This is a genomic window from Promicromonospora aerolata, from assembly GCF_042682255.1.
Lineage (GTDB): Bacteria > Actinomycetota > Actinomycetes > Actinomycetales > Cellulomonadaceae > Promicromonospora > Promicromonospora aerolata.
Window position 1 is genome coordinate 350,633 of record NZ_JBHUHF010000001.1, and the last position, 25,769, is coordinate 376,401.

The window sequence follows — 25,769 nt, forward strand, 5'->3', positions numbered from 1 at the left end:
CGGTGGGCTGATTCGGGTTCAGCAGGCTCGGTTGAGCCATAACTCGTCCGATAACGGCCGCTCAGCGCCTGCTGAATCAGAGTCAGGAGCCGGCCTTCCGGCGAGCCTCGTCCTGGTGAGGAGAGTGCAGCTGTGACGGTCGGTTACCGTCGGGGCGTGCTGCTGCCTGAACTGTCGGTGCCGGGGGCGGACCTGCCCGTCCGGGCGGTCCTGCCTGCCACGGTCGACGCGGTGCGGTCGCGCGGTACCGCGGTCCTGGTCGCACCGCCCGGATCGGGGAAGACGTCGCTGCTGCCGCTCGCGCTGGCCGACGCGCTCGGAGGCACGGTCATCGTCGCCGAGCCGCGCAGGATGGCGACCCGCGCCGCCGCGACCCGCCTTGCGGCGCTGGTCGGCGAACCGCTCGGGCAGCGGATCGGCTACGCGATGCGCGGTGAGCGCAGCGGCGGCAAGGGGCTTCGCGTCGAGGTGGTGACGACAGGGCTCCTCGTCCGGCGGCTGCAGCAGGACCCAGAGCTGCCGGGCGTCGCCGCCATCGTGATCGACGAGTGCCACGAGCGGCACCTCGATGCCGATCTGCTGCTCGCGCTCTGCGTCGACGTCCGGGCGAATCTGCGGGACGACCTGGCGGTCGTCGCGACCTCGGCCACGGCAGACACGGTCCGGCTGAGTCGCGCACTGGGCACGGACGTCCCCGCACCCGTGGTCACCGCGTCCGCCGCACTGTTCGACGTCGCGGTCGAGTGGGCCCCGCCGCCGGTCGCCGTACCGCTGCTCCCGGGTGGGCGGGTCGACCCGCGCCTGCTGGATCATGTCGCGGCCGTCGTCCGGCGGGCGCTGACCGAGAACGAGGGCGACATCCTCGTGTTCGTCCCAGGGGAGGGGGAGATCAACGGGGTGACCCGCCGCTTGGCCGGTGAGAACGTGTGGCCGTTGTTCGGGCGCCAGTCCCGGGCCGAGCAGGACCGCGCGCTGGCGCCGTCCGCCACCCGTCGGATCGTGGTCACCACGTCGGTGGCGGAGAGCTCGCTGACCGTGCCAGGAGTCAGGGTCGTGGTGGACTCGGGCCTGGCCCGGGAGCCGCGGACCGATCAGTCCCGTGGCCTCGGCGCGCTGGTCACCTGCCGGGTCTCGAGGTCGTCGGCCGACCAGCGAGCCGGGCGCGCCGGTCGGGAGGCGCCCGGCCGGGTCTACCGGTGCTGGTCGGCGACCGACCACGCGCGCCTCGACGACCATGCCGCGCCGGAGATCGCGATCGCCGACCTGGCGGCCTTCGCTCTCGATCTCGCGGCGTGGGGTGCGCCCGCCGGCGCCGGTCTGACCCTGCTCGACGCGCCGCCGGTCCCCGCGATGACCGCGGCCACCGAGCTGTTGCGCCGCATCGATGCCGTGGACGACGGTGGACGCATCACCGAGCGGGGCCGCCGGATGCGGGCGATCGGTGCGCACCCTCGCCTGGCGCGGGCGCTGCTCGACGGGACACCGCGGGTCGGGGCCGACCGGGCGCGCGAGGTCGTCGCGATGCTCTCGGACGCCTCCGGCCGCGGCTCCGGCGACGATCTACCGGCTCGCTGGCGTGCCCTCCGCCGGGGCGAGGACCGCCGAGCGACGGCTCGCTGGCGGGACGAGGTGCAGCGCCTCGGCCGAGGCACGACGACCGGCGACCGGTCGGGTGGGCCGACCGGTCGGGAGTCGCGCGCGGTACCGGACGATCTCGCGGCGGGGATCGTGGTGGGGCTCGCGTACCCGGACCGCATCGCGCGGGCTCGGGGGACCGACTCGGTGACGTACCAGATGGCTGGTGGCACCGGCGCCGCCCTGGACCAGCAGTCCCCGCTGCGGACCACGACCTGGCTGGCGATCGCGGTCGCTGACCGGGCACCCGGCCGTGCCGACGCCAGGATCCGTTCGGCGGCGCCGATCGACGAGCAGACCGCCCGCGACATCGCGGGCGACCTCGTCTCGACCAGCGACCAGATCCGCTGGGACGAGGGCCGGATCGTCACGCGGCGCGTCGAGGCCCTCGGCGCGATCGTGCTGAACGACGTCCCGCTGACGAAGCCCGACCCGCTGCTCGTCCAGTCGGCCGTCCGCGACGGCATCCGGCGCAGCGGACTGTCCGTGCTGCGCTGGTCGGAGGCCGCGCTCGCCCTGCGGGAACGGCTCGCGTTCTGCCACGCCCACCTCGGCGCCCCGTGGCCCGCGGTCGACGACGAAGCGCTGCTGGCCGGCCTGGACGAGTGGTTGGGTACCGAGCTCGCCGGGGTGCGATGCTCCCGCGATCTGGCCCGCATCGACGTGGCCACGGCGCTGCGGCGCCTGTTGCCCTGGCCCGCGGCGGCCCGGTTCGGCGAGCTCGCACCGGAACGGCTTCGGGTCCCCTCGGGCTCCGAGGTCCGGCTCGCGTACGACGGCGTCGAGCCGCCGGTCCTCGCGGTGAAGCTCCAGGAGGTGTTCGGCTGGACCGCCACTCCGGCCGTCGCCGACGGTCGGGTCCCGGTCGTGCTGCACCTGCTGTCGCCCGCTCGGCGCCCGGTCGCGATCACGAGCGATCTCGCCTCGTTCTGGAAGCAGGGCTACCCCCAGGTCCGGGCCGACCTGCGAGCCCGCTACCCCCGCCACCCGTGGCCGGAGGACCCGCTGAGCGCCGTCCCGACGAGGCGGGTGAAACCTCGTCGGTGAACCGAGCGGTGCGGCGGACGGAGCGGCCCCGCGGACATCGTGTCCGCGGGGCCGCTCCGTCTGTCGTGGGCCGTGACGTTCCGCTGCCGGGTGCGTAGGGATCAGGACTCGGCGGCCAGGACCTTCTCGATCTCGTCGGTGATTGCGCGCTTGGGCCGTGCGCCCACCAGTGACGTGACGAGCTTCCCGTCCTTGTAGACGTTGCGCGTGGGGATCGACCCGATGCCGTAGGCCGTGGTCGAGGCGGGGTTCGAGTCCGCGTCGACCTTGGCGATCGCTGAAGCGGGTACCTGGTTGCGTGTCTGGTTGCCCAGTGTCGCGAGGTGCTGCTCGGTGTCCAGGGCGGCAGCGGCTCCCGTACCGGCGGCGGTGATCGCCTGGCGGTATCGGTGGTCGACCAGGTCACCTGCGGCGAAGACGCCTTCGCGGCTGGTCGCGGTCGTGGGGTGGGCTACGCGTACGTAGCCGCTCTCGTCGATGTCGACCTGGCCTCGGAAGAGGTCTGAGCGGGGCTCGTGGCCGATCGCGATGAACAAGCCGGAGACGTCGAGCTGCCGTGTCTCGGCAGTGACGGTGTCCCGCAGGACGACACCTTCGACGGCCTTCTCGCCGAGGATCTCGTCGATCTCGACGTTCCGGACGATCTCGAGCTTGGGGTCGGCCATGGCCCGCTCCCGCATGATCTTCGACGCGCGGAGCCCGTCGCGGCGGTGCAGGAGGTAGACCTTCTGCCCGAACCGCGTCAGGAAGGTGGCCTCCTCGATGGCGGAGTCCCCACCGCCGACCACGGCGATCGCCTTGTCGCGGAAGAAGAAGCCGTCGCAGGTCGCGCACCAGGAGATGCCGCGGCCGGAGAGCTCCTCCTCTCGGGGGAGGCCGAGCTTCTTGTAGGCCGAGCCCGTGGCGAGGATGACCGTGCGCGCCGTGTAGGTGGCCGTAGCCGTCCGGACGGTCTTCACGTCGTCGTCGAGGTCGACCTCGACGACGTCGTCCGTGACGAGCTCTGCGCCGAAGCGCTCGGCCTGTGCGCGCATGTCGGCCATGAGGTCCGGGCCCATGACGCCGTCGCGGAACCCGGGGAAGTTCTCGACCTCGGTGGTGTTGATCAGGGCTCCGCCGGCGGTGACCGAACCCTCGAAGACCAGCGGCTGCAGGGCTGCGCGCGCTGCGTAGATGGCTGCCGTGTATCCGGTCGGGCCGGAGCCGATGATGATGACGTCACGTGGTTCTGTCATGAGTGCTCCCTACTTCTTCGCGGGCGTCTTCTCGCCCGCCTCGATTCGGAACGGGTAGCGATTGCCCGACGGCGGGGTGGGGCAGATCGGGAAGAAGTCGGCGAACGCGCACGGCAGGTTCAGCGCGCGGTTGAAGTCGAGCGTGACTGTGCCGTCGTCGGCCGGTTCCGGGATGTTGAGGGACCGGCCTGCCGGATAGGTCGTATCGCCGCTGGTGGCGTCGGCGAAGACCGACGTGCGGTGTCCACCCCCGACGATGATCTGCAGCTCGTACGGGGTGCCGTCGTGCTCGAAGTGCACCACGCCGGGCGAGAGGTAGTTGTGCTCGCGCCAGCCCACGGTGCCCAGGGCGAGTGCCGTGTCGGCGTCGAAGGCCTCGAACCGGCCGGTGATGATCCAGTTGGGGTCCGGCTCGAACGTCGGTACCCCGTCGAATGCCTTCCGCGCCGGCGCGTCCGGGTCGTAGGTGTTGATGTGGTAGCCCTCGCGGTAGGTGATCCCGATCTCGAGGTCGCCCGCGGTCACCCGCTGGTCGTCCGGCCCCTCGGCCAGCCGCAGTGCGCGAGCCTCGGTGAATTCGGTCCCGTCGAACGTCATGGCGGTGCCGTCGGGGTCGACCATGAGGGTGTCGCCGTCCTGCCACCACAGGCCTGGGGTGCCGTCGAACCGCTGCGGGGTGCTGTCGAGCCAGTGCACGGCAACGGCGGACAGCCAGCCGTTGGGCGCAGCGAGCCACTGCTCCCAGCCGGACCGCCAGGCCTGCCACTCAGTTCGGTAGGTCTCGGAAGAGGGGTTCGTCATCGTGTTCTCCATGGGTTGTTCTCCAAGGGTTGGATCGTCTGTGCGAGCATCAGGAGGTGTTCAGGGGACGTTGATGCGCCGCGCCCAGACCGCGAACAGCAGCAGGCCGGCGAGGGGGAAGACGATGGCGACGGTCAGCGCGGTAGAGATGCCCGTCGCTGCGCCGGCAGTGGCCGCGGTGTTGGCGAAGACCGTCGACAGCACCGCGAGGCCCACGGCCCCACCCAGCTGTTGCATCGCCTGGTTCAGGCTCGAGGCGGCGCCGACGTGCTGGCGCGGTGCGTTGTGCATGATCACTGCGGTCAGCGGTGCGACAGTGAGGCCGGCACCCAGACCCAGCAACAGGAACGGCCCGAGCAGCCCGTCGAGGTAGCCGCTGTCTGGGGTCAGGCGTGACATCCACACCAGACCGATCAGGAGACCGACCATGCCGACCGAACCGACCGCACGCTCCCCGTACCGGGTCACGAGCCGGCTGACGGTGAAGTTCGTGGTCAGCATCCCGGCCGTGAAGGGAAGCACGGACAGACCGGTCTGCAGTGGGCTGAACCCCAGAACGCCCTGGGTGTAGAGGGCCGCGAAGTAGAGGAACCCGAACTGCCCGGCGGGGATCATCATCATCGCCAGCAGCGGGGCGGCACCGGACATCCGCGTGAAGAACGCGGGCGGGACGACTGGTGCGGAGTGGCGCCGCTCGATCAGGGCGAGCGCCACCAGACCGACGGCCGCCAGAACGAACGACCCGATCACCGTCGCGCTGCCCCAGCCCTGCTCGGCGGCCGCCGTCAGGCCGTAGACCAGAGCCGACATCCCGATGGTGGAGGCCGCGGCCCGCCGAGGTCGAGCCGCCCGGGGTGCCGCTCCGTCTCGGTGATCAGGGCTCGGACACCGAAGAACACCAGCGCGCCGATCGGCACGTTGACGAACATCACCCACTCCCAGCCCAGGGCAGATGTGAGCGCCCCGCCCAGGAACAGGCCGAGCCCGGCGCCCAGCCCGATCGACAGCACGAACAGCGACATCGCCCGGGCACGTTGTACCCCCGGCTCGGTGATCGCCATCAGCAGCACCAGTGTGCTGGGCGCTGCGAGAGCCGCGCCGACGCCCTGCAGGACGCGCGCCGCGATCAACATCTCCGGTGTGACGGCCAGTCCGCCCAGGGCAGAGGCAGCGATGAAGATCGCTATGCCGATCAGGAGCGCTCGCCGCGGACCGATGATCGATCCGATCCGGCCGCTCACGAGCACCAGCCCGCCGAAGACCAGCGCATAGGACGTGACGACCCACGACAACCCGGCCGTGGAGAAGCTGAGTGCGTTCTGGATCTCGGGCAGTGCGACGTTCACGACGCTGTTGTCGATCACGAGCGTCACCTGCATGAGGGTGAGCACTATGACGGGTGCGTAGGGAAATCGTGGTCGCCCGGCGGTGGGGCGACCCAGCTCGCTGACTGCAGCGGTGGACATTCCGGCCCTTTCTCTTCTCACAGGCGCCGGGCTGGTGCCTGGCGTCGGTGAGGCATAACCGGCAGTTGCCACGATCGATCCCGAATTTGCCAGAACCGCAAAAGCCCGCGTGTCACGATGGGCGAATGGCCGATGACCTCGATGTGATCCTGGACGCCGTCGGGCCGCGCCTGCGCGCCATCCGCAAGCAGCGGCGGTCCACGCTGAGTGAGGTCGCCGAGCTGACGGGCATGTCGGTCAGCACCCTCTCCAGGATCGAGTCCGGGCAGCGTCGTCCGACGCTCGAAGTGCTGCTTCCCCTCGCCCAGGCATACCGGATGCCCCTGGACGACCTGGTCGGTGCGCCGGCCACCGGCGACCCCCGCATCCATCCACGGCCGGTCACCCGCAAGGGTGTCGTGTGGGTCCCTTTGTCCCGCGACGCGGGTGGACTCAATGCGTTCGAGCAGGTGATCCCGGCTCAGCAGTCGGTCCCGGAGAAGCTCGACCAGCAGGTCCACGAAGGACACGAGTGGATCTACGTCCTCAGCGGGACGCTGCGGCTCGCACTGGCGGACAAGGACTTCGAGATGAGTGCCGGTGAGGCCGCCGAGTTCGACACCCGTACGCCGCACGCGATCGCCAACGCGGGGCCGCGGCCCCTCGAGCTGCTCATCCTCTTCGGACAGCAGGGCCAACGGACCCACGTGCGCACCGGCCCCTGATCACGGCCAGGGCCGCACGCGACGGAACCCAGGGTCGCATCAGGGGAAGAACCGATACTTTCCGGGCAGCGACGGGGACAGGATGAGGGCGTCCTGATCACAAGTTCCCAAGGATGCGGAGCATCACGGTGGAGAACGGGGAGCGGCTCGGCCGCCGGTACGCCTACAACGACCTCGTCAGGAACAAGGGGATCAACGCCGCCCTGGTCGTCACCCTGGTCCTGAGTGCTTTCCTGATGGCGACGGGTTCCATGGTCCTGGAACGTCTGGCCGGTTCCATCGACCGGTTGTCCGAGCAGGGCGAGCCCCCGGACTTCCTGCAGATGCACAAGGGTGCGTACGACCGAGCGGCGCTGACGCAGTTCGCGGCGGACCACGAGCCGGAGATCGACGAATGGCTCGTCGAGGAGATGCTCGGCTACGAGGGCGCCTCCCTGTCCTGGACGCGCCCGGACACCGGCGAGACCGGCGACCTGGCCGCCAGCCGGATCGACAACCTCTTCGTCACGCAGAACACGGAGTTCGACTTCCTGGTCGACGGGACCGGTGACGTCGTCGAGCCGGCCGCCGGTGAGGTGTACGTCCCGGTCCTCTACCAGCAGCAGTACGGCCTGGCGGCCGGGGACGTCCTCACGGTCCGGACCGACGCCGGGCCGCACCGGCTCGAGGTGCAGGGGGAGGTCAAGGACTCGCAGATGGCGGCCTCGCTGTCGCCGTCGTCCCGGTTCCTGATCCATCCCGACGACTTCGAGGCGCTGAGCCGGGCCGGAGGTGCCACGCCGGAGATCATCGTGGAGTACCGGCTGGCGGACGGCGGCGACGCGAACGCGATGCAGACCGCGTACGAGGGCGCCGGCGGCCTACCGACGAACGGCCCGGTGGTCACCGGCCAGCAGCTTCGGATCATCAGCATGATCGGCGACGGCCTCGTCGCGTTCGCGCTGGTGTTCGTCAGCCTGGTCCTCATCGCGATCGCGCTGCTCAACCTGCGCTTCGTCATCCGGGGAACGCTGGAGGACGAGGTCCACGAGATCGGTGCGATGAAGGCGATCGGCATCCCGGACCGCGACATCTCAGGGCTCTACCTGAGGAAGTACCGCGTCCTGGCGCTGGTCGGCTGCGTCGTCGGAGGGTTGCTCGCGATCGTCGCGGCGAACGCGCTCACCCAGGGCATCCAGACCACCTACGCGCAGGCGCCGGTGGGGATCTGGACGTTCCTGGTACCGCTGACCGCGCTCGCCGCCGTCTACGTGATCGTCGTCGGGATCTGTCGCAGCGTCCTGCGCGGAGTGCGGAAGATCGAGGTCGTGAACGCCCTGGTGCACGGCAGCACCCTCGACGAGAAGCAGACCGCCCGCCGGGCGAGGCGGCAGGCGCGCTGGGTACGCCGGACGGGGCTGGCGTCGTCGTCCGGTGCGGGCGTCAACGGGCGCCTGGCCCTGCTCGACCTGCGGGCCGAGGGCCGGGCGTGGGCGCTGCTGCCGGTGGTGTTCGGCCTCACCGCGGTGCTGATCACGCTCCCGGCGAACATGGTCAGCACGTTCGAGAGCCCGCGGTTCGTCACCTATCTGGGCGCCCTGGAGCGTGACCTGCGCGCGGACGTGCAGTTCCAGGAGGACGTCGACGGCGTCAAGGACCGGCTGATCGCCGCGATGGAGGACGACGACCGCCTCACGGACGTGCAGACCTTCGCCTACGTCGACTTCCATGCCGACAGCGCGGAGGGGCGGGCGAGACTACGCGTCGCGGTCGGGGACCACGCCGACGGCGCCGTCCGGTTCAGCCAGGGCGGCATGCCGCGGGACGGCCAGATCGCGCTGTCGGTCCTCAACGCGGACAAGTACCAGGTGGGCGTCGGGGACGATCTGACGGTCTACGACGGCGACCAGCCGGTGACCGTGCAGGTCAGCGGGATCTACCAGGACATCACCGACGGCGGGCAGACCGCCAAGATGTCGGGCGAGGTGGCCGAGGGTGCCTCGGCCTACACCGTCTACGCGGACCTGGCGGACGACGCGGCGGACCCCGGCGCGACCGCCGACGCGTACGACGCGCAGTTCCCGACGGCGGGGGTGAAGCCGACCCAGGAGTACGTCCGGGAGACCATGGGGGTCCTGACCGACTCCATGCGAGGCGCGGCCTGGGTCGCGCTCGTGTTCGGCCTCGGGGTCGCCGTGCTCATCACGAGCCTGTTCCTGAAGCTCCGGCTCACCCGCGACCGGCCGAAGATGGGCGTGCTGTCCGCGCTCGGGTTCTCGGCGAAGGAGCTCGTGGGGCAGGTGCGGACCAAGGCGCTGCTGCTGGTGGTCGCCGGTACGGCGGCGGGCCTGGTCTTCGCCGCGACCGCGGGGCAGTCGCTGGCGAGCGCCGGGCTCACCGCCGTCCGGCTCGGGATCACGGATCTGACCTTCATCCCGAACCCGTGGCTCGTGTACGTGCTGTACCCGCTGCTGCTGCTCGGGGCGGGCTGTCTCGGTGTCGCCCTGCTCACGGCAGGTATCCGGCGCGCCGACAAGAGCGAATGGATCCGAGGATGAGGGGACAACTCATGGACGAAGCAACGGTGAGCCTGGAGTCGCGCGAGCTGAGCAAGACGTACTTCTCCTCCGAACCGCCGACCGAGGTGCTGCGCGGCATCGACCTGTCCGTCCGGGCCGGCGAGTTCCTCGTCGTCATGGGCGCGTCGGGCTCCGGCAAGTCCACGCTGCTGTACAGCATCAGTGGCATGGACCGTCCCACCGGCGGGAACGTCACGCTGGAGGGTCGGGAGCTCACGTCGCTCGGCGACGCGGAGATGAGCACGGTCCGCCTGACGCGGATGGGATTCGTGTTCCAGCAGCCGCACTTCCTGAGCAACCTGGACGTGCGGGACAACATCCTGCTGCCCGCTCTCAGGGCGGCGCCCAAGAAGGGCCGGGAGGCCGCGGTCTCGCGGGTGGACGCGCTGATGGAGCGGTTCGGCATCGCGCACCTCAAGAAGCACGGCATCACCCAGGTCTCCGGTGGGCAGCTGCAGCGTGCCTCGATCTGCCGGGCCCTGGCCGGCGAGCCGTCGGTGCTGTTCGCCGACGAGCCGACGGGCGCGCTGAACAGCAGCATGAGCACCGAGGTGATGGACGCGTTCACCGACGTGCACCGCGGCGGCACCACGATCGTCATGGTGACGCACGACCCCGGCGTCGCCGTGCGCGGCGACCGCGTCATCTACCTGCGCGACGGCGTCCTCGTGGACGCGCGGGAGATCGGGGCCTGGGAGCCCGGCACGGCGCAGCGGCGGGAGGACGACCTGCTGGCGTGGCTCAGGGACCTGGGCTTCTGAGGCGGGTCCCGCGGTCCGGGGACCCGTGCTCGCGGACCTCAGTGCTTTTACCCGGGTGCGAACGTATCGTCGTCGGCATGACCTGGCACAGCGACGGTTCTGAGCACCATCGAGGAGTGGCGGGCGCCCGGCCGCCCGGTGGGGCGCGGTTGGTGACGGCCGCCGTACCGGCCGACGGCCCGGGCACCACGTCCCTCGGGGACGACTGGGTGCTCGGCCCGGACGGCATGCGCGAGCGCTCGGCGGCGCGCGTCATCCTGGTCGACGACGCCGGGCGGGTGCTCGTGATGCGCGGGCACGACGTGAACCAGCCGGAACGGTCCTGGTGGTTCACGATCGGCGGCGGGATCGATCCCGGGGAGTCCCCGGTCGAGGCCGCGCTCCGCGAGACCCGTGAGGAGGTGGGCATCGCGCTGGACGCCGCCGACCTGGTCGGCCCGGTGCTCACGCGGACGGGCATCTTCGAGTTCTACGCCGAGACGTGCCGCCAGTACGAGGTCTTCTACCTCGCCCGGACGCCGGACGCCGTCGAGGTGACGGCCGACGGCTGGACCGCCGCCGAGCGGGAGCTGCTCGACGAGATGGCGTGGCTGACGCCGGCCGCGCTGCGCGAGCAGCCGCTGGAGGTGTTCCCGCCCGAGCTCCCGGACGTCGTCGACCACCTCGTGGCGGGGTGGGACGGCGAGGTGCGCCACCTGGGCGAGCAGCTCGACGACTGAGGGCCGTTCCCGTCCGGACCGTGGCGCGACGTAAGATCGATGGCTGTGACAACCTCGACCGTTGGAGTCCTCGCCCTGCAGGGCGACGTCCGAGAGCACCTGACCGCCCTGGAGTCCGTGGGTGCGCGCGCGGTGACCGTGCGACGTCCGGCCGAGCTGGCCGCCGTCGACGGGCTGGTGATCCCCGGCGGGGAGTCGACGACCATCGACAAGCTGCTGCGCATCTTCGACCTGGACGACCTGCTGCAGGCCCGGATCAAGGAAGGGCTGCCGGTCTACGGTTCGTGCGCGGGCATGATCCTGCTCGCGGACCGGATCCTGGACGGCACCGCCGACCAGCGGACCATCGGCGGGATGGACGTGGTCGTGCGGCGCAACGCCTTCGGGCGGCAGGTCGACTCGTTCGAGACCGACCTCGAGTTCGCGGGCATCTCCGACGCGGCAGATGCCCCGACCGGGCGGCGCGGCCCGGTGCGCACCGCGTTCATCCGTGCCCCCTGGATCGAGGAGGCGGGCCGGGACGTCGAGGTGCTGGCGCGCATCCCCGCTGTGGATACACAGGGCCGTCCGGTGGCCGCCGCCGGTAGGATCGTCGCAGCACGGCAGGGGCCGCTGCTCGCCACCGCGTTCCACCCCGAGATCACGGGGGACACGCGTGTGCACGGGTTGTTCGTCAGCATCGTCGCAGGCGGCTGAGCGGTCCCGCCACCGTTCGACGCCATTGAAAGAGCCATCGGAAATGCAAGGAGTCAGGTAGAGGCATGTCAGGTCACTCCAAGTGGGCCACGACCAAGCACAAGAAGGCCGCGATCGACGCCAAGCGCGGCAAGCTCTTCGCGAAGCTGATCAAGAACATCGAGGTCGCGGCGCGGACGGGTGGCGGCGACCTCGCCGGCAACCCGACGCTGTTCGACGCGGTGCAGAAGGCGAAGAAGTCGTCGGTACCGAACGACAACATCGAGCGTGCCCTGAAGCGTGGTTCGGGCGAGGGCGCCGACGCCGTCGACTACCAGACGATCATGTACGAGGGCTACGGCACCAACGGCATCGCCGTGCTGGTCGAGTGCCTGACCGACAACAAGAACCGCGCGGCCTCCGAGGTGCGCCTGGCGTTCAGCCGTAACGGTGGCAACCTCGCCGACCCGGGCTCCGTGTCGTACCTGTTCTCCCGCAAGGGTCTGATCGTGGTGCCGAAGACCGAGGGCGTCGGCGAGGACGAGGTCATGCTCGCCGCGCTCGACGCGGGCGCGGAGGACGTCACCGACCAGGGCGAGGCCATCGAGGTCCTCACCGAGGCCACGGACCTGGTGCCGGTGCGGACCGCCATCCAGGACGCCGGCATCGAGTACGACTCCGCGGACGTGATCTTCCACCCGTCGATGCAGGTCGAGGTGGACGTGGACGGCGCACGCAAGATCATGCGCCTCATCGACTCGCTCGAGGACAGCGACGACGTGCAGAACGTCTACGCGAACTTCGACGCCAGCGACGAGGTCATGGCCGCCCTGGACGACGAGGAGTGACGTTCTGGCCGGTCAGGCTTCGTTCGTCGAGCCTGCCGGCCGGGCGCCCGGCCTCGTGAGAACGTGACGTCATGCGCGTTCTCGGAGTTGACCCTGGTCTGACCCGGTGCGGTGTCGGTGTGGTGGACTCCCTTCCCGGGCGACGGGCCCGCATGGTCGCGGTCGGGGTGATCCGCTCCGACGCGGAGACGTCCACGGACCTGCGCCTGCTGAAGATCGCCGAAGGTCTGGACGCGTGGCTGGACGAGCACGTACCCGACGTGGTTGCGGTCGAGCGCGTGTTCGCACAGCACAACGTCGGCACGGTGATGGGGACCGCCCAGGCTGCCGGGCTGGCCATGGTGGCGGCTGCGCGCCGGGGCGTGCCCGTCGCGCTGCACACCCCGTCGGAGGTCAAGGCGGCGGTGACCGGTTCCGGTCGGGCCGACAAGGCCCAGGTCACCACCATGATCACCCGCATCCTCGACCTCGACGAGGCACCGCGGCCCGCTGACGCCGCCGACGCGCTGGCGCTCGCGGTCTGCCACCTGTGGCGGCCGGCCGGCGCGCTGCAGGGCGGCGACCGGCACGAGCTCACGCCGGCGCAGCGGGCCTGGGCGGCCGCGGAACAGGCCGCCAAGCAGCGCACCCGCCGGTGATTCCCCGGCCGATGCCTGTGCAGCCCCCGGACCCTGGCACCCCATCCGGCTAACTGCAGACATTGTCGGCACGTTGTCTTGTCGACTGCAGAGTTGGGTGCGGATCCAGAGCCTCTTACCGCGTCCAACTCTGCAGTCGGCGGCGCAGGCCGCAACCAACTCTGCAGTCGGGCGGTTTGCGGCGTGGCCCGCTCGGGGGCGCGGCCTGCCTTGTTAGGCTCCTCGCACGAACGTTCGATCGGACCTCGGCGGGCTCAGCCGCCTGAGGGCCCTGAGGGCATCAACCGTGTCCGGACGCAAGAAAGGGGAGCCCGTGATCGCCTCGCTGACGGGAACCGTGGCCCACGTGAGCCTCGACCGTGCGGTGGTCGACGTCGGCGGCGTCGGCTACCTGGTGCACGCCACGCCCACCACGCTGGCGGGGCTGCGCGTCGGTGAGACGGCGGGGGTCGCGACGAGCATGGTGGTTCGCGAGGACTCGATGACGCTGTACGGGTTCGGCGACCCCGACGAGCGGGACGTGTTCGAGGTCGTCCAGACCGTGTCGGGGGTCGGGCCGCGCCTGGCGCTCGCGATGCTCGCCGTGCACACGCCGGACGCCCTGCGCCGCGCCGTCGCGGGCGAGGACCTCGCCGCGCTCACCCGCGTCCCCGGTATCGGCAAGAAGGGTGCCCAGCGCATCGTCCTGGAGCTGGCCGACCGGCTCGGACCGCCGTCGGGCACCCCGGCGGGCGCGGCGGACGGTTCTCCGGCGGCGTCCGCCACGAACCCGGCCGACCACTCCGAGCGCGTCGTGGAGGCCCTCGCCGGCCTGGGCTGGCCCGCCAAGCAGGCCGACGACGCCGTCGCGAAGGTGCTGGCCGAGGCGGGGACCGACGCCGTGGCCGCCGACGAGGTCGCCGCCACGCTCCGCTCCGCGCTGCGCCTGCTGGGCGGCCACCGTGGCTGAGGCGTCGACCGGGACCGGCTCGACCAGCGAGCGGGAGCGCCTCGTCACACCGAGCGCCGACGAGATCGAGCGCGCCGCGGAGGCCGCGCTGCGCCCCAAGCGGCTCGACGACTTCGTCGGTCAGCGCGTCGTGCGCGACCAGCTCTCGCTCGTGCTCCAGGCGGCGATCGCGCGCGGCAACCCGCCCGACCACGTGCTCCTGTCCGGCCCGCCCGGTCTGGGCAAGACCACGCTCGCCATGATCATCTCCGGCGAGCTGGAGTCGCACATGCGGCTCACCAGCGGTCCGGCCATCCAGCACGCGGGCGATCTGGCCGCCGTCCTGTCCTCCCTCGAGGAGGGGGACGTGCTGTTCATCGACGAGATCCACCGCCTGGCCCGGCCGGCCGAGGAGCTGCTGTACGTCGCGATGGAGGACTTCCGGGTCGACGTCATCGTGGGCAAGGGTGCCGGCGCGTCGGCGATCCCGCTCGCCCTGCCGCGGTTCACCGTCGTCGGCGCCACCACCCGCTCCGGCCTCCTGCCCGCCCCGCTGCGCGACCGCTTCGGGTTTACCGGGCACATGGACTACTACTCGCCCGAGGAGCTGGAGCGCGTGATCCTGCGCTCCTCCGGGCTGCTCGGCGTGCACCTGGAGCACGCGGCGGCGCACGAGATCGCCGGCCGCTCCCGCGGCACCCCCCGCATCGCCAACCGGCTGCTGCGCCGGGTACGCGACTGGGCGCAGGTGCGCGGCGACGGGCGCCTCGACCTGCACGCCGCACGGTCCGCCCTGGAGGTCTACGAGGTGGACCCCATCGGCCTGGACCGCCTCGACCGCGCCGTGCTCACCGCCCTGTGCACGAGGTTCGGCGGCGGGCCCGTGGGCCTGAGCACACTGGCCATGACCGTGGGCGAGGAGGCCGAGACCGTCGAGACGGTCGCCGAGCCCTACCTCGTGCGCGAGGGCCTGGTCGGACGCACCCCACGGGGGCGCGTGGCGACCCCGGCCGCCTGGGAGCACCTGGGGCTCGTCCCGCCCGCGCAACAGCCCGGCCGCGGATCCGAGGCCCCCGGGACGGGAACTTTGCTCGACCCCTGACGTTGTTCATGTGGTGCGCCTTGCTGCGACGATCGAGGATTCGACCCCGAGCACTACACTGGGTTGGATCCTCGTCGTACTTGCGCGACGCATGCGAGCGCTGCACATCCGACACCGCAATCGAACAAGGACCTTTACCGTGGAAATGCTCATTCTCGTCGCGATCCTCCTCGTGGTGATGTTCTTCATGTCGTCCCGCACCCGCAAGCAGCAGCGCGAGGCAGCGGAGTTCCGCAACAACATCACCGCAGGTACCAAGGTCATGACCGCCTCCGGCATGATCGGAACGGTGGTCGACGTCGACGAGTCGACCGACCAGGTGACCATCGAGTCCTTCCCGGGCAGCCCGACCACCTGGCTCCGCGCCGCCATCTCCAAGAAGGTCGAGGAGCCCGTCGCCGACGACGTGGACGCCGACGACGCGGCCGATGAGTCCGACGTCACAGAGGAGAGCGAAACGGCAAGTACGATCAGCCCCGACGCGACCGACGTTCCCGACGACCTGTCAGACCTGGACACCGCGAAGCGCGAGTACCGGGAGCAGCAGCGACGGGACGCCGACGCGGACGGCAAGTGACGGCCGCGCCGTCCGGTGAACCCGGACGGCGCCGAACCCGTGTCGGACGTACCCCGGCGCGCACACGAGAAGAGACAGACGTTGGCGACTGACACCCGGCGCTCGCGGCCGGTTCGCACGATCGTGCTCCTGACGATCCTGACGATCCTGCTGCCCTTCGGCGCCCTACTGGCTGGTTGGCAGCTCGACGGAAAGTCGAGCGATAATCCTGATGGCGCGAGCCTGGCTCCTGGCCTCGCACTCGACCTGCAGGGGGGCACCCAGATCATCCTGCAGGCCGTCACCTCCGACGGGTCGGAGGTGACTCCGGAGGCGATGGAAGAGGCCATCGGTGTCATCCGGCAGCGAGTGGACGCCAACGGCGTCACCGAGGCCGAGATCGCGAGCCAGGGCAGCAACCAGATCGTGGTCGAGATCCCCGGCGTGGTCGACGACGAGACCATCGCGCTGATCTCGAAGGCCGCGCAGATGAAGTTCCGCCCGGTCCTGACCGTGGGCAACCCCATGCCGACGGTTCAGCCGTCCGCCTCGGCCGAGGGCTCCGGCGACGACGCCGGTGCCGAGGGCGACAAGGGTGGCACGGGCGATGACGCCGCCACCGGCGAGCAGAGCAGGGAAGAGCTGGAGAAGAAGGCGGCCGAGGAAGCGAAGGACGTCGACCCGACGGACCCGAGCGACCTGGCCCAGATCACGCCCGCGGTCCAGCAGCTCTTCGACCAGCTCGACTGCACCGACCCGAAGAACCTGCAGGGCGGCGGCGGTGACCACCCGGACCGCGTGCTCGTCACGTGCGACCAGAGCGGTGCGGCCAAGTACATCCTCGGCCCCGTCGAGGTGGACGGCACCGACCTGACGTCGGCCGCCTCCGGTCTGGTGCCCGGCGCCAACGGCACGGTCTCGAACGAGTGGGGCGTCACCCTCGACTTCGACTCCGAGGGCACGACGAAGTTCCGTGAGACCACGGAGCGCCTCACGCCGCTCGAGGCGCCGCGCAACCAGTTCGCCATCGTCCTCGACGGCCTGATCGTCTCCGCGCCCAGCAGCAACGCGGCGATCACGAACGGGCAGGCGGTCATCTCCGGCTCGTTCACCCGGGACTCGGCGGCCACGCTGGCCAACCAGCTGAGCTTCGGTTCGCTGCCGCTGACGTTCGACGTGAACGGCCAGAACCAGATCTCGGCCACCCTGGGTGCCGAGCAGCTGCAGCGCGGCCTGTTCGCCGGCCTCATCGGCCTGGCGCTGGTCGTCGTCTACTCGCTGTTCCAGTACCGCTCGCTCGGCCTGCTGACCGTGATGTCGCTGGTCGTCGCGGGTGCCATGACCTACGTCGTGATCGCCCTCCTGAGCTGGGGCATGGGCTACCGCCTCTCCCTGCCGGGTATCGCGGGTCTGATCGTGGCCATCGGCTTCACCGCGGACTCGTTCATCGTGTACTTCGAACGTATCCGTGACGAGCTCCGGGACGGACGATCGCTCCGGCTCGCCGTCCAGCGCGGCTGGCTGCGCGCTCGCCGCACGATCTACGCGGCCAAGGCCGTGAACCTGCTCTCCGCGGTGATCCTGTACTTCATGACGGTCGGCGGGGTGCGCGGGTTCGCGTTCACGCTGGGTCTGACCACGATCATCGACGTCATGGTGGTCATCTGGTTCACGCACCCGGTCATGGAGCTGCTCGCCAAGGTCCCGTTCTTCCGCGACGGGCACAAGGCGTCGGGTCTCTCGCCCGACCGCCTCGACGTCGAGCCGCGGTACCGGGGCGCCGGACGGTTCACGAGCTCGAAGCCGGCAGCCGTCGAGACGGCTGTCGCGGGCGGTCCCGACCGGGAACGTGAGCTGGTCTCGGCACAGTCCGTCGCTCCGGCGCCGCGCGTCGCCGAGGACGGTCGCAGGATGACTATCGCGGAGCGGCGTGCCGCCGAGCGCAAGGCTGCCGCCGAAGCGGCTCAGAACGAGGAGAAGCACTGATGGCTCGCGGCGGCTTCGCCCAGTGGGGCAACGACCTCTACACGGGACGTCGGTCCTACCCGATCGTCCAGAAGCGGCGTGTCTGGTTCTCGATCGTCGGCCTCTTCTCGGCCGCGTCGATCCTCGTGATCCTGATCCAGGGGCTCAACCTCGGTATCGACTTCCGTGGTGGCTCCGAGCTCACCGTCTCCGGCGTGACCACCACGGACGAGGACATCGCCCTCGACGCGGTCGCAGAGGTCGCTCCGGGCGAGGAACCACACATCAGCCAGGTGGGCCAGGACGCCGTGCGCGTCCAGGTCTCGCAGCTCGACACGGACGAGACGAACCAGCTCCAGGACGCGCTCGCCCAGGGCTACGGTGTGCCGGCGACGGAGGTGACGTCGAACTTCATCGGTCCCACGTGGGGCGAGTCGGTGAGCATGCGGGCCCTCTGGGGCACCGTGACGTTCGTCCTCGCGGCGTCGCTCTTCATGGCGGCCTACTTCCGGGCGTGGCGCATGTCGGTCGCCGCCATCGTGGCGATGCTCGCCGACGTGCTCGTCTCGGCGGGGGTGTACGCCCTGATCGGCTGGGAGGTCACGCCGTCGACGATCATCGGCTTCCTGACCATCCTGGGCTTCTCGCTGTACGACAAGATGGTCGTCTTCGACAAGGTGCGGGAGAACACGGTCGCCCTGACCGAGCAGACCCGCAGCACCTACGCCGAGCGGGCGAACCTCGCGGTGAACCAGACCCTGGTCCGGTCCATCAACACCTCCGTGGTGGCGCTGCTGCCGGTCGCGGGCATCCTCTTCGTGGGTGGCTTCCTCCTGGGCGCCGGCACGCTGAAGGACATCTCGCTGTCGCTGTTCGTCGGTATCGCGGTGGGCGCGACGTCGTCCATCTTCCTCGCGACGCCGCTGGACGTGGCGCTGCGGCAGAGCGAGCCCAAGATCGCCGAGCACACCAAGAAGGTCATGGACCACCGTGCCGGCCTGGTGGCCGACGGCGTGGACGAGAGCATGCTGGCCGCCGCGACGGCCGGTTCCGCGCAGCTCGTCCCCGGACATCACCAGGGACACAACGCCCAGCCCAAGCGGCGCCGGTAGGCTCCGCCTCGTGGCAGACGACATGACCGACGTCGCCCTCTCCGGCCTGCTGCCGGAGAGGGCGACGCGCGTTCGCGACCTGATCGCGGACGTCCCCGACTTTCCCTCTCCGGGCATCCTGTTCAAGGACATCACCCCGCTCCTGGCCGACGCCGAGGGCCTGGCGGACGTGATCGAAGCGTTCACCCGGCTGGCGCTGGCCGACGGCGTCGACGTCGTGGCGGGCATGGAGGCGCGCGGCTTCCTGCTCGGCACGCCGGTCGCGCACGCGCTCGGGCTGGGCTTCCTGCCCCTGCGGAAGGCCGGCAAGCTCCCACCACCCACGGAGAGCGTGTCCTACGACCTGGAGTACGGCTCGGCCGCCATCGAGCTGCGCTCGGGAACACTCGCCCCGGTGCGCGTGTTCTGATCATTGACGACGTGCTCGCCACGGGTGGTACCGCGGAGGCGGCCGCGCGGCTGGTGGAGCAGTGCGGGGGAGTGGTCGCCGGGCTGGCTTTCCTGCTCGAGCTGGAGGCACTCCACGGCCGGGACAGGCTGGAGGGCCACAACGTCGATACTCTCCTGCGGGTGGACACGACGTCCGGTGACTGAGCCGGCCGGACGGGGAATAGAGGTCCAGGGCTAGACTGGCGACTCCGGGTTCGACCCGGGGAAGGAGGCGCGTACATGGCTGAGAACACGGTGTCACGCGCTTCTGTGCCCGAGAAGAACCCGCCGACGCCCCCCGGTGGCAACCGGATGCGGAACCGGCTGGTGCGGCTCGGTGTGCGCAGCGTGAGCGGCGGTACTCCCGCGGCGATCGAGCCCCTGCTGCAGGCGATCCGCAGCAACCATCCCAAGTCCGACGTCGCGCTGATCGAGCGTGCCTACGTCGTGGCGGAGAAGGCGCACCGCGGCCAGATGCGCAAGAGCGGCGATCCGTACATCACCCACCCGGTCGCCGTCTCCACGATCCTGGCCGAGCTCGGCTTCGAGGGCACGACGATCGCCGCGGCGCTGCTGCACGACACGGTGGAGGACACCGACTACTCGCTGGACACGCTGCGCGGGGAGTTCGGCGACGACGTCGCGCTCCTCGTGGACGGCGTCACCAAGCTCGACAAGGTGAAGTACGGCGACGCGGCCCAGGCCGAGACCGTGCGCAAGATGGTCGTCGCGATGGCCAAGGACATCCGCGTGCTGGTCATCAAGCTGGCCGACCGCCTGCACAACGCCCGCACCTGGAAGTACGTGCCGTCCAAGTCGGCGGAGCGCAAAGCGCGCGAGACGGTCGAGATCTACGCGCCGCTGGCCCACCGGCTGGGCATGAACACCATCAAGTGGGAGCTGGAGGACCTGTCCTTCCAGGCCCTGTACCCCAAGGTGTACGACGAGATCGTGCACCTCGTGGCCGAGCGGGCCCCCGCGCGCGAGGAGTACCTCGGCGTGGTGAAGGGCCAGATCGAGTCGGACCTGCGCAGCTCCAAGATCAAGGCCACCGTGACGGGCCGGCCGAAGCACTACTACTCGATCTACCAGAAGATGATCGTCCGTGGTCATGACTTCGCGGAGATCTACGACCTCGTCGGCACCCGCGTCCTCGTGGACACGGTGCGCGACTGCTATGCGGCGCTCGGCGCCATGCACGCGCGGTGGAACCCGGTCCCGGGCCGGTTCAAGGACTACATCGCGATGCCGAAGTTCAACATGTACCAGTCGCTGCACACCACGGTGATCGGCCCCGGCGGCAAGCCCGTCGAGATCCAGATCCGTACGCACGACATGCACCGTCGCGCCGAGTACGGCGTCGCCGCGCACTGGAAGTACAAGGAGAAGACGCCGGCGGGCGCGGGGGCCAACGACCCGAAGAACCAGGACATGGCCTGGCTGCGCCAGCTCGTCGACTGGCAGCGCGAGACCGCCGACCCCGCGGAGTTCCTCGACTCGCTGCGCTTCGAGATCGGCGGCGACGAGGTCTACGTCTTCACGCCCAAGGGCATGGCGATGGCGTTGCCCGGCGGTGCGACGCCGGTCGACTTCGCGTACGCCGTGCACACCGAGGTGGGGCACCGCACCATGGGCGCCCGGGTGAACGGCCGCCTCGTACCGCTGGACTCGCCGCTGGAGAACGGCGACGTCGTCGACATCCTCACCTCGAAGTCGGAGACGGCGGGGCCGAGCCGGGACTGGCTCGGGTTCGTGAAGTCACCGCGGGCCCGGAACAAGATTCGCCAGTGGTTCACCAAGGAGCGCCGCGAGGAGGCCGTCGAGACCGGTAAGGACTCGATCGCGAAATCCATGCGCAAGCAGGGGCTGCCGATCCAGCGCCTCATGTCGCACGAGACCCTGGTCGGGGTCGCCGACGAGATGAACTACCAGGACGTCTCGGCGCTGTACGCGGCCGTCGGCGAGGGGCAGGTCTCCTCTGCCCATGTGGTGGACAAGCTCGTCAAGGCGCTCGGCGGCGCGGACGGCGCGGAGGAGGACGTCGCCGAGGCGACCCGGCCGGGTGGCCTCACCGCCCGGCGGGTGCGCTCGGGTGACCCGGGCGTCATGCTCAAGGGCTCCGACTCCGCCGACGTGTGGGTCAAGCTCGCCAAGTGCTGCACGCCGGTGCCGGGCGACGACATCGTCGGCTTCGTGACCCGTGGCCAGGGCGTCAGCGTGCACCGCACGGACTGCGTGAACCTGGACGGGCTGCGCAAGCAGCCGGAGCGGCTGGTCGAGGTCGAGTGGACGCAGGGCGCCAACACGATGTTCCTGGTCCAGATCCAGGTCGAGGCGCTCGACCGGTCGCGGCTCCTGTCGGACGTGACGCGGGTGCTCTCCGAGAACCACGTGAACATCCTGTCGGCGTTCGTGTCGACGTCGGACGACCGGCTGGCGGTCTCCCGGTTCATCTTCGAGATGGCCGAGCCCGCGCACCTCGCGACGGTGCTCGCCGCGGTCCGCAAGGTGGAGGGCGTGTTCGACGTGCACCGCATCACGGGAACGAAGCCGGTAGAGCGCCCCCAGCTCCCGGTCTGACCACCGTTGAGTGCTGGATACTTGCGGTTGTTCGGGTATCAGGAGCGCAAATAGCCCGCACTCAATGAGTGCCCGGTGCGCCGGGGAGCAGCTCGCCCAGGTCGAACCGGACCGGTTCCTCCAGCTGCTCGTAGGTGCACGACGCCGGCTCGCGGTCCGGGCGCCAGCGCTTGAACTGGGCGGTGTGCCGGAACCGGGTGCCCTCCATGTGGTCGTAACCCACCTCGAGCACCCGCTCCGGGCGCAGGGGAGTGAACGACAGGTCCTTGCCCGAGCTCCAGCGTGACTGCGCGCCGGGCAGGCGGTCCCCGGCCTCGGCCTTGGTCGGGTCGGTCCATCCCTGCCAGGGGTGCTCCTCGGCCGCAGGGCTACCCGGCTCCACGACCAGCGGCGCGAGCTCGGCGACGAGCTCCGCGCGCCGCGTCGCCGAGAACGACGCGGCCACACCGACGAACTGCAGCCGTGAACCGTCGTCGGCCTCGTCCCACAGCCCCAGCAGCAGTGAGCCCAGCATGGGCTGCTCGGGCGTCGAGCTCTTGTGCAGCCGGTAGCCCGCCAGCACGACGTCGGCGGTGCGGGTGTGCTTGATCTTCAGCATGGCGCGCTTGTTGGGCGCGTAGACGCCGTCGGTGAGCTTCGCGACCACACCGTCCAGCCCTGCACCCTCGAACGAGCCGAACCACTGCTCCGCCACCGCCGCGTCCGCGGTCCTGGGTGTGGCGAACACGAGCGGACCGGTCAGCCCCAGCCCGTCCAGGGCCTCGAGCCGTTCGGTGAGCGGCCGGTCCATGAGGGACTCGTCGCCCAGCGCGAGGACGTCGAACACGACCAGCGCGGCAGGCGTGGTCTCGGCGAGCATGGTGACCCGGGACGCGGCGGGATGGATGCGCTGGGACAGCAGCTCGAAGTCCAGGTGGGCGGGGCCGCTGTCCGGCGTCCGCGCGATGACGATCTCGCCGTCGACCACGCACCGGTCGGGGAGCGCCTCGAGGACGGCGTCCACGACGTCCGGAAAGTAGCGGTCCATGGGCTTCGCGTTGCGTGAGTCGATCCGCACCTGGGAGCCGTCGCGGTACACGATGGAGCGGAAACCGTCCCACTTGGGCTCGTAGACGTAGGCGGGACCGGCGGCGGTGGACGACTGGGCGGGGACGGCCGCGACACTCTTGGCGAGCATCGGCCGGACCGGTGGCTGCACGGGCAGGTTGAGTGTGGTCACGGGAACGAGCCTGCCTCAGCGCGGCACATAGTGCAGGTAGACGCAGCCGTTCGCGAACGTCCGCGTGTCCACGAGGCGCAGGCTGAGCCGTGCGTCCTGGGGCAGCGCCGACAGGCCGCCACCGACGACCTCGGGGTAGACGAAGAAGCGGAAGTCGTCGACGAGCCCGGCGCGGATGGCGTCGGCGGCTGCCGTCGGCCCACCGACGGAGACGACACCGGGTGCGCAGTTGACGATCCGGCGCAGCTCGCCGAGCTGCAGGTCACGCACGAGCCGGGTCCGCCCGGACGTGATGGCCCCCTCGGGCAGCGACGACGACGCGACGACCTTCTCCATCCCCTGCCAGATCTCCGCGTACCGCTTCTCGTGCGGGCTCGAGCCGGGGCCCGGCTCGTAGGTCTCCCAGTAGACCATCGTCTCGTACATGCGCCGGCCGTGGACGTAGACGGAACCGTCGGACTCGATCTCGTTGATGAACGCGTGCACCTCGTCGGAGGGGTCGGTCCAGTCGAACCTCCCCTCGGCGTCGACGGTGTACCCGTCGGCGGACATGTTCGCGAAGTAGCGCAGGGTTCCCATGTACGGTCCGACGCCGCCGCGGGCCCGAACTCATCGGTCCGGTCGGTCGCGGGTGCGAGCCGTTCGACGCTGCGCGATCGTGGAGGGTGGAAGGCCAGCGTGAGCGGAGGAGCAACCATGCCGAAGCGTGACCCGGGTCCGAGCGTCAAGGACGATGAGCTGTACGAGAAGCTGCGCGACGAGGGCAACTCCAAGGAGAAGGCGGCGCGCATCGCGAACGCGGCGGCGGGCTCGTCGCGCAAGAGCGTGGGCCGCAAGGGCGGCAAGTCGCCCCAGTACGACGACTGGACGGTCGAGGACCTGCGCAAGCGTGCGGCCGAGATCGGCATCGAGGGTCGCTCCAAGATGCGCAAGGGCGACCTGATCGAGGCGCTGCGCGACCACTGACCAGGGTCAGCGCTCGTCCCGGCCGGAGACGGGGCCGGCCGGATCAGTCCTTGGTCCGGTCCCGGTCCTTGTCGCGGCTGGGCTGTACCCGCTTGGGCTCACCCGGCATCTTCGGATACTCCGGCGGATAGGGCAGGTCCTCCAGGCCGTCGGTCTCGTCCCGGACCGCGAGCTCGAGAGCCGCGTCCAGGGAGCAGTCGAGGCCGGGGTCCCGGTCGGCGCGCAGCGCGGCGAACAGGTCGCCGCGCTCGGCGAACCTGGCGGGAGCGGTGAGGACGTCGAAGTCGTCGGGGTGCACGTCGCCGACCTCGTCCCAGTCCAGCGGCATGGACACGGTGGCCCGCTCGTTGGCGCGGATCGAGTAGGCGGAAGCGATGGTGCGGTCGCGGGCCATCTGGTTGTAGTCCACGAAGATGGCCTCGCCCCGCTCCTCCTTCCACCACCGGGTGGTCACCTTGCCGGGCAGCCGGCGCTCCAGCTCGCGCCCGATCGCGATGGTCGCCCGCCGCGCCTGCGTGAACGTCCACCGCGGCTCGAGCGGCACGAAGACGTGCAGCCCGCGCCCGCCGGACGTCTTGGGATACCCGGTGAGGTTCAGCTCATCCAGCAGCTCCCGCAGGTGCGGGGCCACGGCGGCCGCCTCGTCGAAGCTCGTTCCGGGCTGCGGGTCGAGGTCGATCCGCAGCTGGTCGACCGCCTCGACGTCGTCGCGCCGCACCGGCCACGGGTGGAAGGTCAGCGTGCCCATGTTGGCGGCCCAGGCCACCACAGCAGGCTCGGTGGGGCACACCTCGTCCGCCGTCCGGCCCGACGGGAACGCGATGGTCGCCGTCTCGACGTAGTCCGGTGCACCCTTCGGGATGCGCTTCTGGTAGAAGCCGTCACCCTTTGGGTCGTTCGGCTTGGGCATACGTGTGGCGAGGTGAGCGCCCTCGTGCCAGCCCTTGGGCCACCGTTCCAGCGTGGTGGGGCGGTGCAGCAGGGCGCCCGTGATGCCGTCCGACACGGCGACGAAGTACTGGACCACCTGAAGCTTGGTGATCCCTCGGGGAAAGACGACGCGGTCCGGGCTCGTGACGCGCACGGTGCGACCTGCGACGTCGAGCTCCACCACGGGTGACTTGGATCCGGCCATGAGGCGAACCTAGCCCGACAGTCGCTCCCGCGCTGCTGAAAGCGCCCGGTGCGCCGCCGGACGGCCGACGACGCGGGCACGCTGGTCGAGCACACGTGCGGCGCGCCGCAGGTCCACGCCGCGCTCGGCCAGGGCGACGAGGACGGGCACGGCGGCATCCGTCGGCACGGTGCAGGCGACGTCGACGGCGGTGCGGGCGGGCGTCGTCACCGGCACGCCCGCGAGCTCCGCCGTGTCCCGCGCGAGGCCCGGCGCACGCCGCACGACCTGCCCGGGCAGCGGCGTGGGGTAGCGGGCTCCGCGGGAGTAGGCCAGCTCGACCGGTGCGCCGACGGGCCAGGCGGCCGTGACCACGCCGTCGTACCAGCCCGTGTACACCCAGGCGGCCGTCGACGCGGCCAGCACGCACCGGGCCGGTACCTCACCCCCGAGCGCCAGCGCACGATGCAGCGCCCCCACGACCGAGCCGGCGGGGACCGCCACCCCGTCGCGCAGCTCGGCCAGGGCACCCGAGCGCCGTAGGTCGGACCAGGCCACCGAACCTCCCACGTGCTCGGGCGTCACCACGAGGGGCGGCGCGGCCGGCCGAGGATCCAGCAGCGCGGCGAGCGAGGTGCGCGACGACGGCATGCGCAGAACCTACGCGCAGCGGGCCCGGTCGCGCAGTGCGACCGGGCCCGCTGTGGACAA

General features: G+C 70.7%; 23 protein-coding genes and 1 pseudogene. 16 read left to right on the forward strand and 8 right to left on the reverse strand.

Annotation, left to right across the window (positions count from 1 at the left end; translation table 11 throughout):
* Positions 1-156: 156 nt before the first annotated feature.
* Positions 157-2,682 carry an ATP-dependent helicase HrpB gene (gene hrpB / locus ACFSL2_RS01600; protein WP_377196150.1) on the forward strand — a complete coding sequence of 842 codons (2,526 nt, stop codon included), beginning with the start codon at positions 157-159 and terminating at the stop codon, positions 2,680-2,682.
* Between the two features lie 101 nt (positions 2,683-2,783).
* On the opposite strand, the gene trxB is transcribed toward hrpB, so the two are convergent.
* Genes trxB through ACFSL2_RS01620 form a run of 4 tightly spaced genes read right to left on the reverse strand, consistent with a single transcriptional unit; the run spans position 2,784 to position 6,184 of the window.
* Positions 2,784-3,917, reverse strand: coding sequence for a thioredoxin-disulfide reductase (gene trxB, locus ACFSL2_RS01605; protein WP_377196151.1), 1,134 nt, complete (start codon positions 3,915-3,917; stop codon positions 2,784-2,786).
* Positions 3,918-3,926: 9 nt separating this feature from the next.
* Positions 3,927-4,718, reverse strand: coding sequence for a DUF1684 domain-containing protein (locus ACFSL2_RS01610; RefSeq protein ID WP_377196152.1), 792 nt, complete (start codon positions 4,716-4,718; stop codon positions 3,927-3,929).
* Positions 4,719-4,778: 60 nt separating this feature from the next.
* Positions 4,779-5,528, reverse strand: a complete 750-nt coding sequence (locus ACFSL2_RS01615) for an MFS transporter (protein WP_377196153.1) — start codon at positions 5,526-5,528, stop codon at positions 4,779-4,781.
* Positions 5,504-6,184: an MFS transporter gene (locus ACFSL2_RS01620; protein WP_377196154.1), complete on the reverse strand. Its 681-nt coding sequence runs from the start codon at positions 6,182-6,184 to the stop codon at positions 5,504-5,506. The genes ACFSL2_RS01615 and ACFSL2_RS01620 overlap by 25 nt, the downstream gene beginning before the upstream one ends.
* A gap of 125 nt (positions 6,185-6,309) precedes the next feature.
* Between ACFSL2_RS01620 and ACFSL2_RS01625 the strand changes: the two genes are divergently transcribed.
* From ACFSL2_RS01625 to ACFSL2_RS01690, 14 genes and pseudogenes are all read left to right on the forward strand, one after another.
* On the forward strand, positions 6,310-6,888 hold the full coding sequence (locus ACFSL2_RS01625) for a helix-turn-helix domain-containing protein (protein WP_377196155.1): 579 nt from the start codon (positions 6,310-6,312) through the stop codon (positions 6,886-6,888).
* 113 nt (positions 6,889-7,001) lie between these two features.
* Positions 7,002-9,425, forward strand: a complete 2,424-nt coding sequence (locus ACFSL2_RS01630; protein ID WP_377196156.1) for an ABC transporter permease — start codon at positions 7,002-7,004, stop codon at positions 9,423-9,425.
* 11 nt (positions 9,426-9,436) lie between these two features.
* On the forward strand, positions 9,437-10,207 hold the full coding sequence (locus ACFSL2_RS01635) for an ABC transporter ATP-binding protein (protein WP_377196157.1): 771 nt from the start codon (positions 9,437-9,439) through the stop codon (positions 10,205-10,207).
* Between the two features lie 77 nt (positions 10,208-10,284).
* A complete protein-coding gene (locus ACFSL2_RS01640) occupies positions 10,285-10,926 on the forward strand; it encodes an NUDIX hydrolase (protein WP_377196158.1) in 642 nt (213 codons plus the stop codon).
* A 39-nt stretch (positions 10,927-10,965) separates the two neighbouring features.
* Entirely contained in the window at positions 10,966-11,622 is a 657-nt protein-coding gene (gene pdxT, locus ACFSL2_RS01645; protein WP_377196159.1) for a pyridoxal 5'-phosphate synthase glutaminase subunit PdxT, read from the forward strand.
* 65 nt (positions 11,623-11,687) lie between these two features.
* Positions 11,688-12,449 carry a YebC/PmpR family DNA-binding transcriptional regulator gene (locus ACFSL2_RS01650; protein WP_377196160.1) on the forward strand — a complete coding sequence of 254 codons (762 nt, stop codon included), beginning with the start codon at positions 11,688-11,690 and terminating at the stop codon, positions 12,447-12,449.
* Between the two features lie 71 nt (positions 12,450-12,520).
* Entirely contained in the window at positions 12,521-13,087 is a 567-nt protein-coding gene (gene ruvC, locus ACFSL2_RS01655) for a crossover junction endodeoxyribonuclease RuvC (RefSeq protein ID WP_377196161.1), read from the forward strand.
* A gap of 313 nt (positions 13,088-13,400) precedes the next feature.
* Positions 13,401-14,036: a Holliday junction branch migration protein RuvA gene (ruvA, locus tag ACFSL2_RS01660; RefSeq protein WP_377196162.1), complete on the forward strand. Its 636-nt coding sequence runs from the start codon at positions 13,401-13,403 to the stop codon at positions 14,034-14,036.
* Positions 14,029-15,117, forward strand: a complete 1,089-nt coding sequence (gene ruvB / locus ACFSL2_RS01665) for a Holliday junction branch migration DNA helicase RuvB (RefSeq protein WP_377196163.1) — start codon at positions 14,029-14,031, stop codon at positions 15,115-15,117. The genes ruvA and ruvB overlap by 8 nt, the downstream gene beginning before the upstream one ends.
* Positions 15,118-15,262: 145 nt before the next feature.
* Positions 15,263-15,694, forward strand: coding sequence for a preprotein translocase subunit YajC (gene yajC / locus ACFSL2_RS01670; RefSeq protein ID WP_377200750.1), 432 nt, complete (start codon positions 15,263-15,265; stop codon positions 15,692-15,694).
* A gap of 81 nt (positions 15,695-15,775) precedes the next feature.
* On the forward strand, positions 15,776-17,659 hold the full coding sequence (gene secD / locus ACFSL2_RS01675; protein WP_377196164.1) for a protein translocase subunit SecD: 1,884 nt from the start codon (positions 15,776-15,778) through the stop codon (positions 17,657-17,659).
* Complete coding sequence (gene secF / locus ACFSL2_RS01680; protein WP_377196165.1) at positions 17,659-18,750, forward strand: protein translocase subunit SecF; 1,092 nt, start codon at positions 17,659-17,661, stop codon at positions 18,748-18,750. The genes secD and secF overlap by 1 nt, the downstream gene beginning before the upstream one ends.
* A gap of 22 nt (positions 18,751-18,772) precedes the next feature.
* Positions 18,773-19,344, forward strand: a pseudogene (locus ACFSL2_RS01685) (adenine phosphoribosyltransferase).
* 75 nt (positions 19,345-19,419) lie between these two features.
* Complete coding sequence (locus tag ACFSL2_RS01690) at positions 19,420-21,759, forward strand: RelA/SpoT family protein (protein WP_377196166.1); 2,340 nt, start codon at positions 19,420-19,422, stop codon at positions 21,757-21,759.
* 61 nt (positions 21,760-21,820) lie between these two features.
* Here the strand turns inward: ACFSL2_RS01690 and ACFSL2_RS01695 are convergent, their stop codons facing one another.
* Together ACFSL2_RS01695 and ACFSL2_RS01700 are read right to left on the reverse strand one after the other, a co-directional pair.
* Entirely contained in the window at positions 21,821-22,978 is a 1,158-nt protein-coding gene (locus tag ACFSL2_RS01695) for an ATP-dependent DNA ligase (RefSeq protein ID WP_377196167.1), read from the reverse strand.
* 15 nt (positions 22,979-22,993) lie between these two features.
* Positions 22,994-23,557 (reverse strand): dihydrofolate reductase family protein, encoded by a 564-nt coding sequence (locus ACFSL2_RS01700; RefSeq protein WP_377196168.1) that lies wholly within the window; start codon positions 23,555-23,557, stop codon positions 22,994-22,996.
* A gap of 117 nt (positions 23,558-23,674) precedes the next feature.
* On the opposite strand from ACFSL2_RS01700, the gene ACFSL2_RS01705 reads away from it, so the two are divergent.
* On the forward strand, positions 23,675-23,944 hold the full coding sequence (locus ACFSL2_RS01705) for a DUF7218 family protein (protein WP_377196169.1): 270 nt from the start codon (positions 23,675-23,677) through the stop codon (positions 23,942-23,944).
* A gap of 43 nt (positions 23,945-23,987) precedes the next feature.
* Here the strand turns inward: ACFSL2_RS01705 and ACFSL2_RS01710 are convergent, their stop codons facing one another.
* Together ACFSL2_RS01710 and ACFSL2_RS01715 are read right to left on the reverse strand one after the other, a co-directional pair.
* Complete coding sequence (locus tag ACFSL2_RS01710; RefSeq protein ID WP_377196170.1) at positions 23,988-25,079, reverse strand: DNA polymerase domain-containing protein; 1,092 nt, start codon at positions 25,077-25,079, stop codon at positions 23,988-23,990.
* A 9-nt stretch (positions 25,080-25,088) separates the two neighbouring features.
* The gene (locus ACFSL2_RS01715) at positions 25,089-25,709 is read right to left on the reverse strand and encodes a hypothetical protein (RefSeq protein WP_377196171.1); all 621 of its coding nucleotides are present in this window, start codon (positions 25,707-25,709) and stop codon (positions 25,089-25,091) included.
* Positions 25,710-25,769 lie beyond the last annotated feature (60 nt).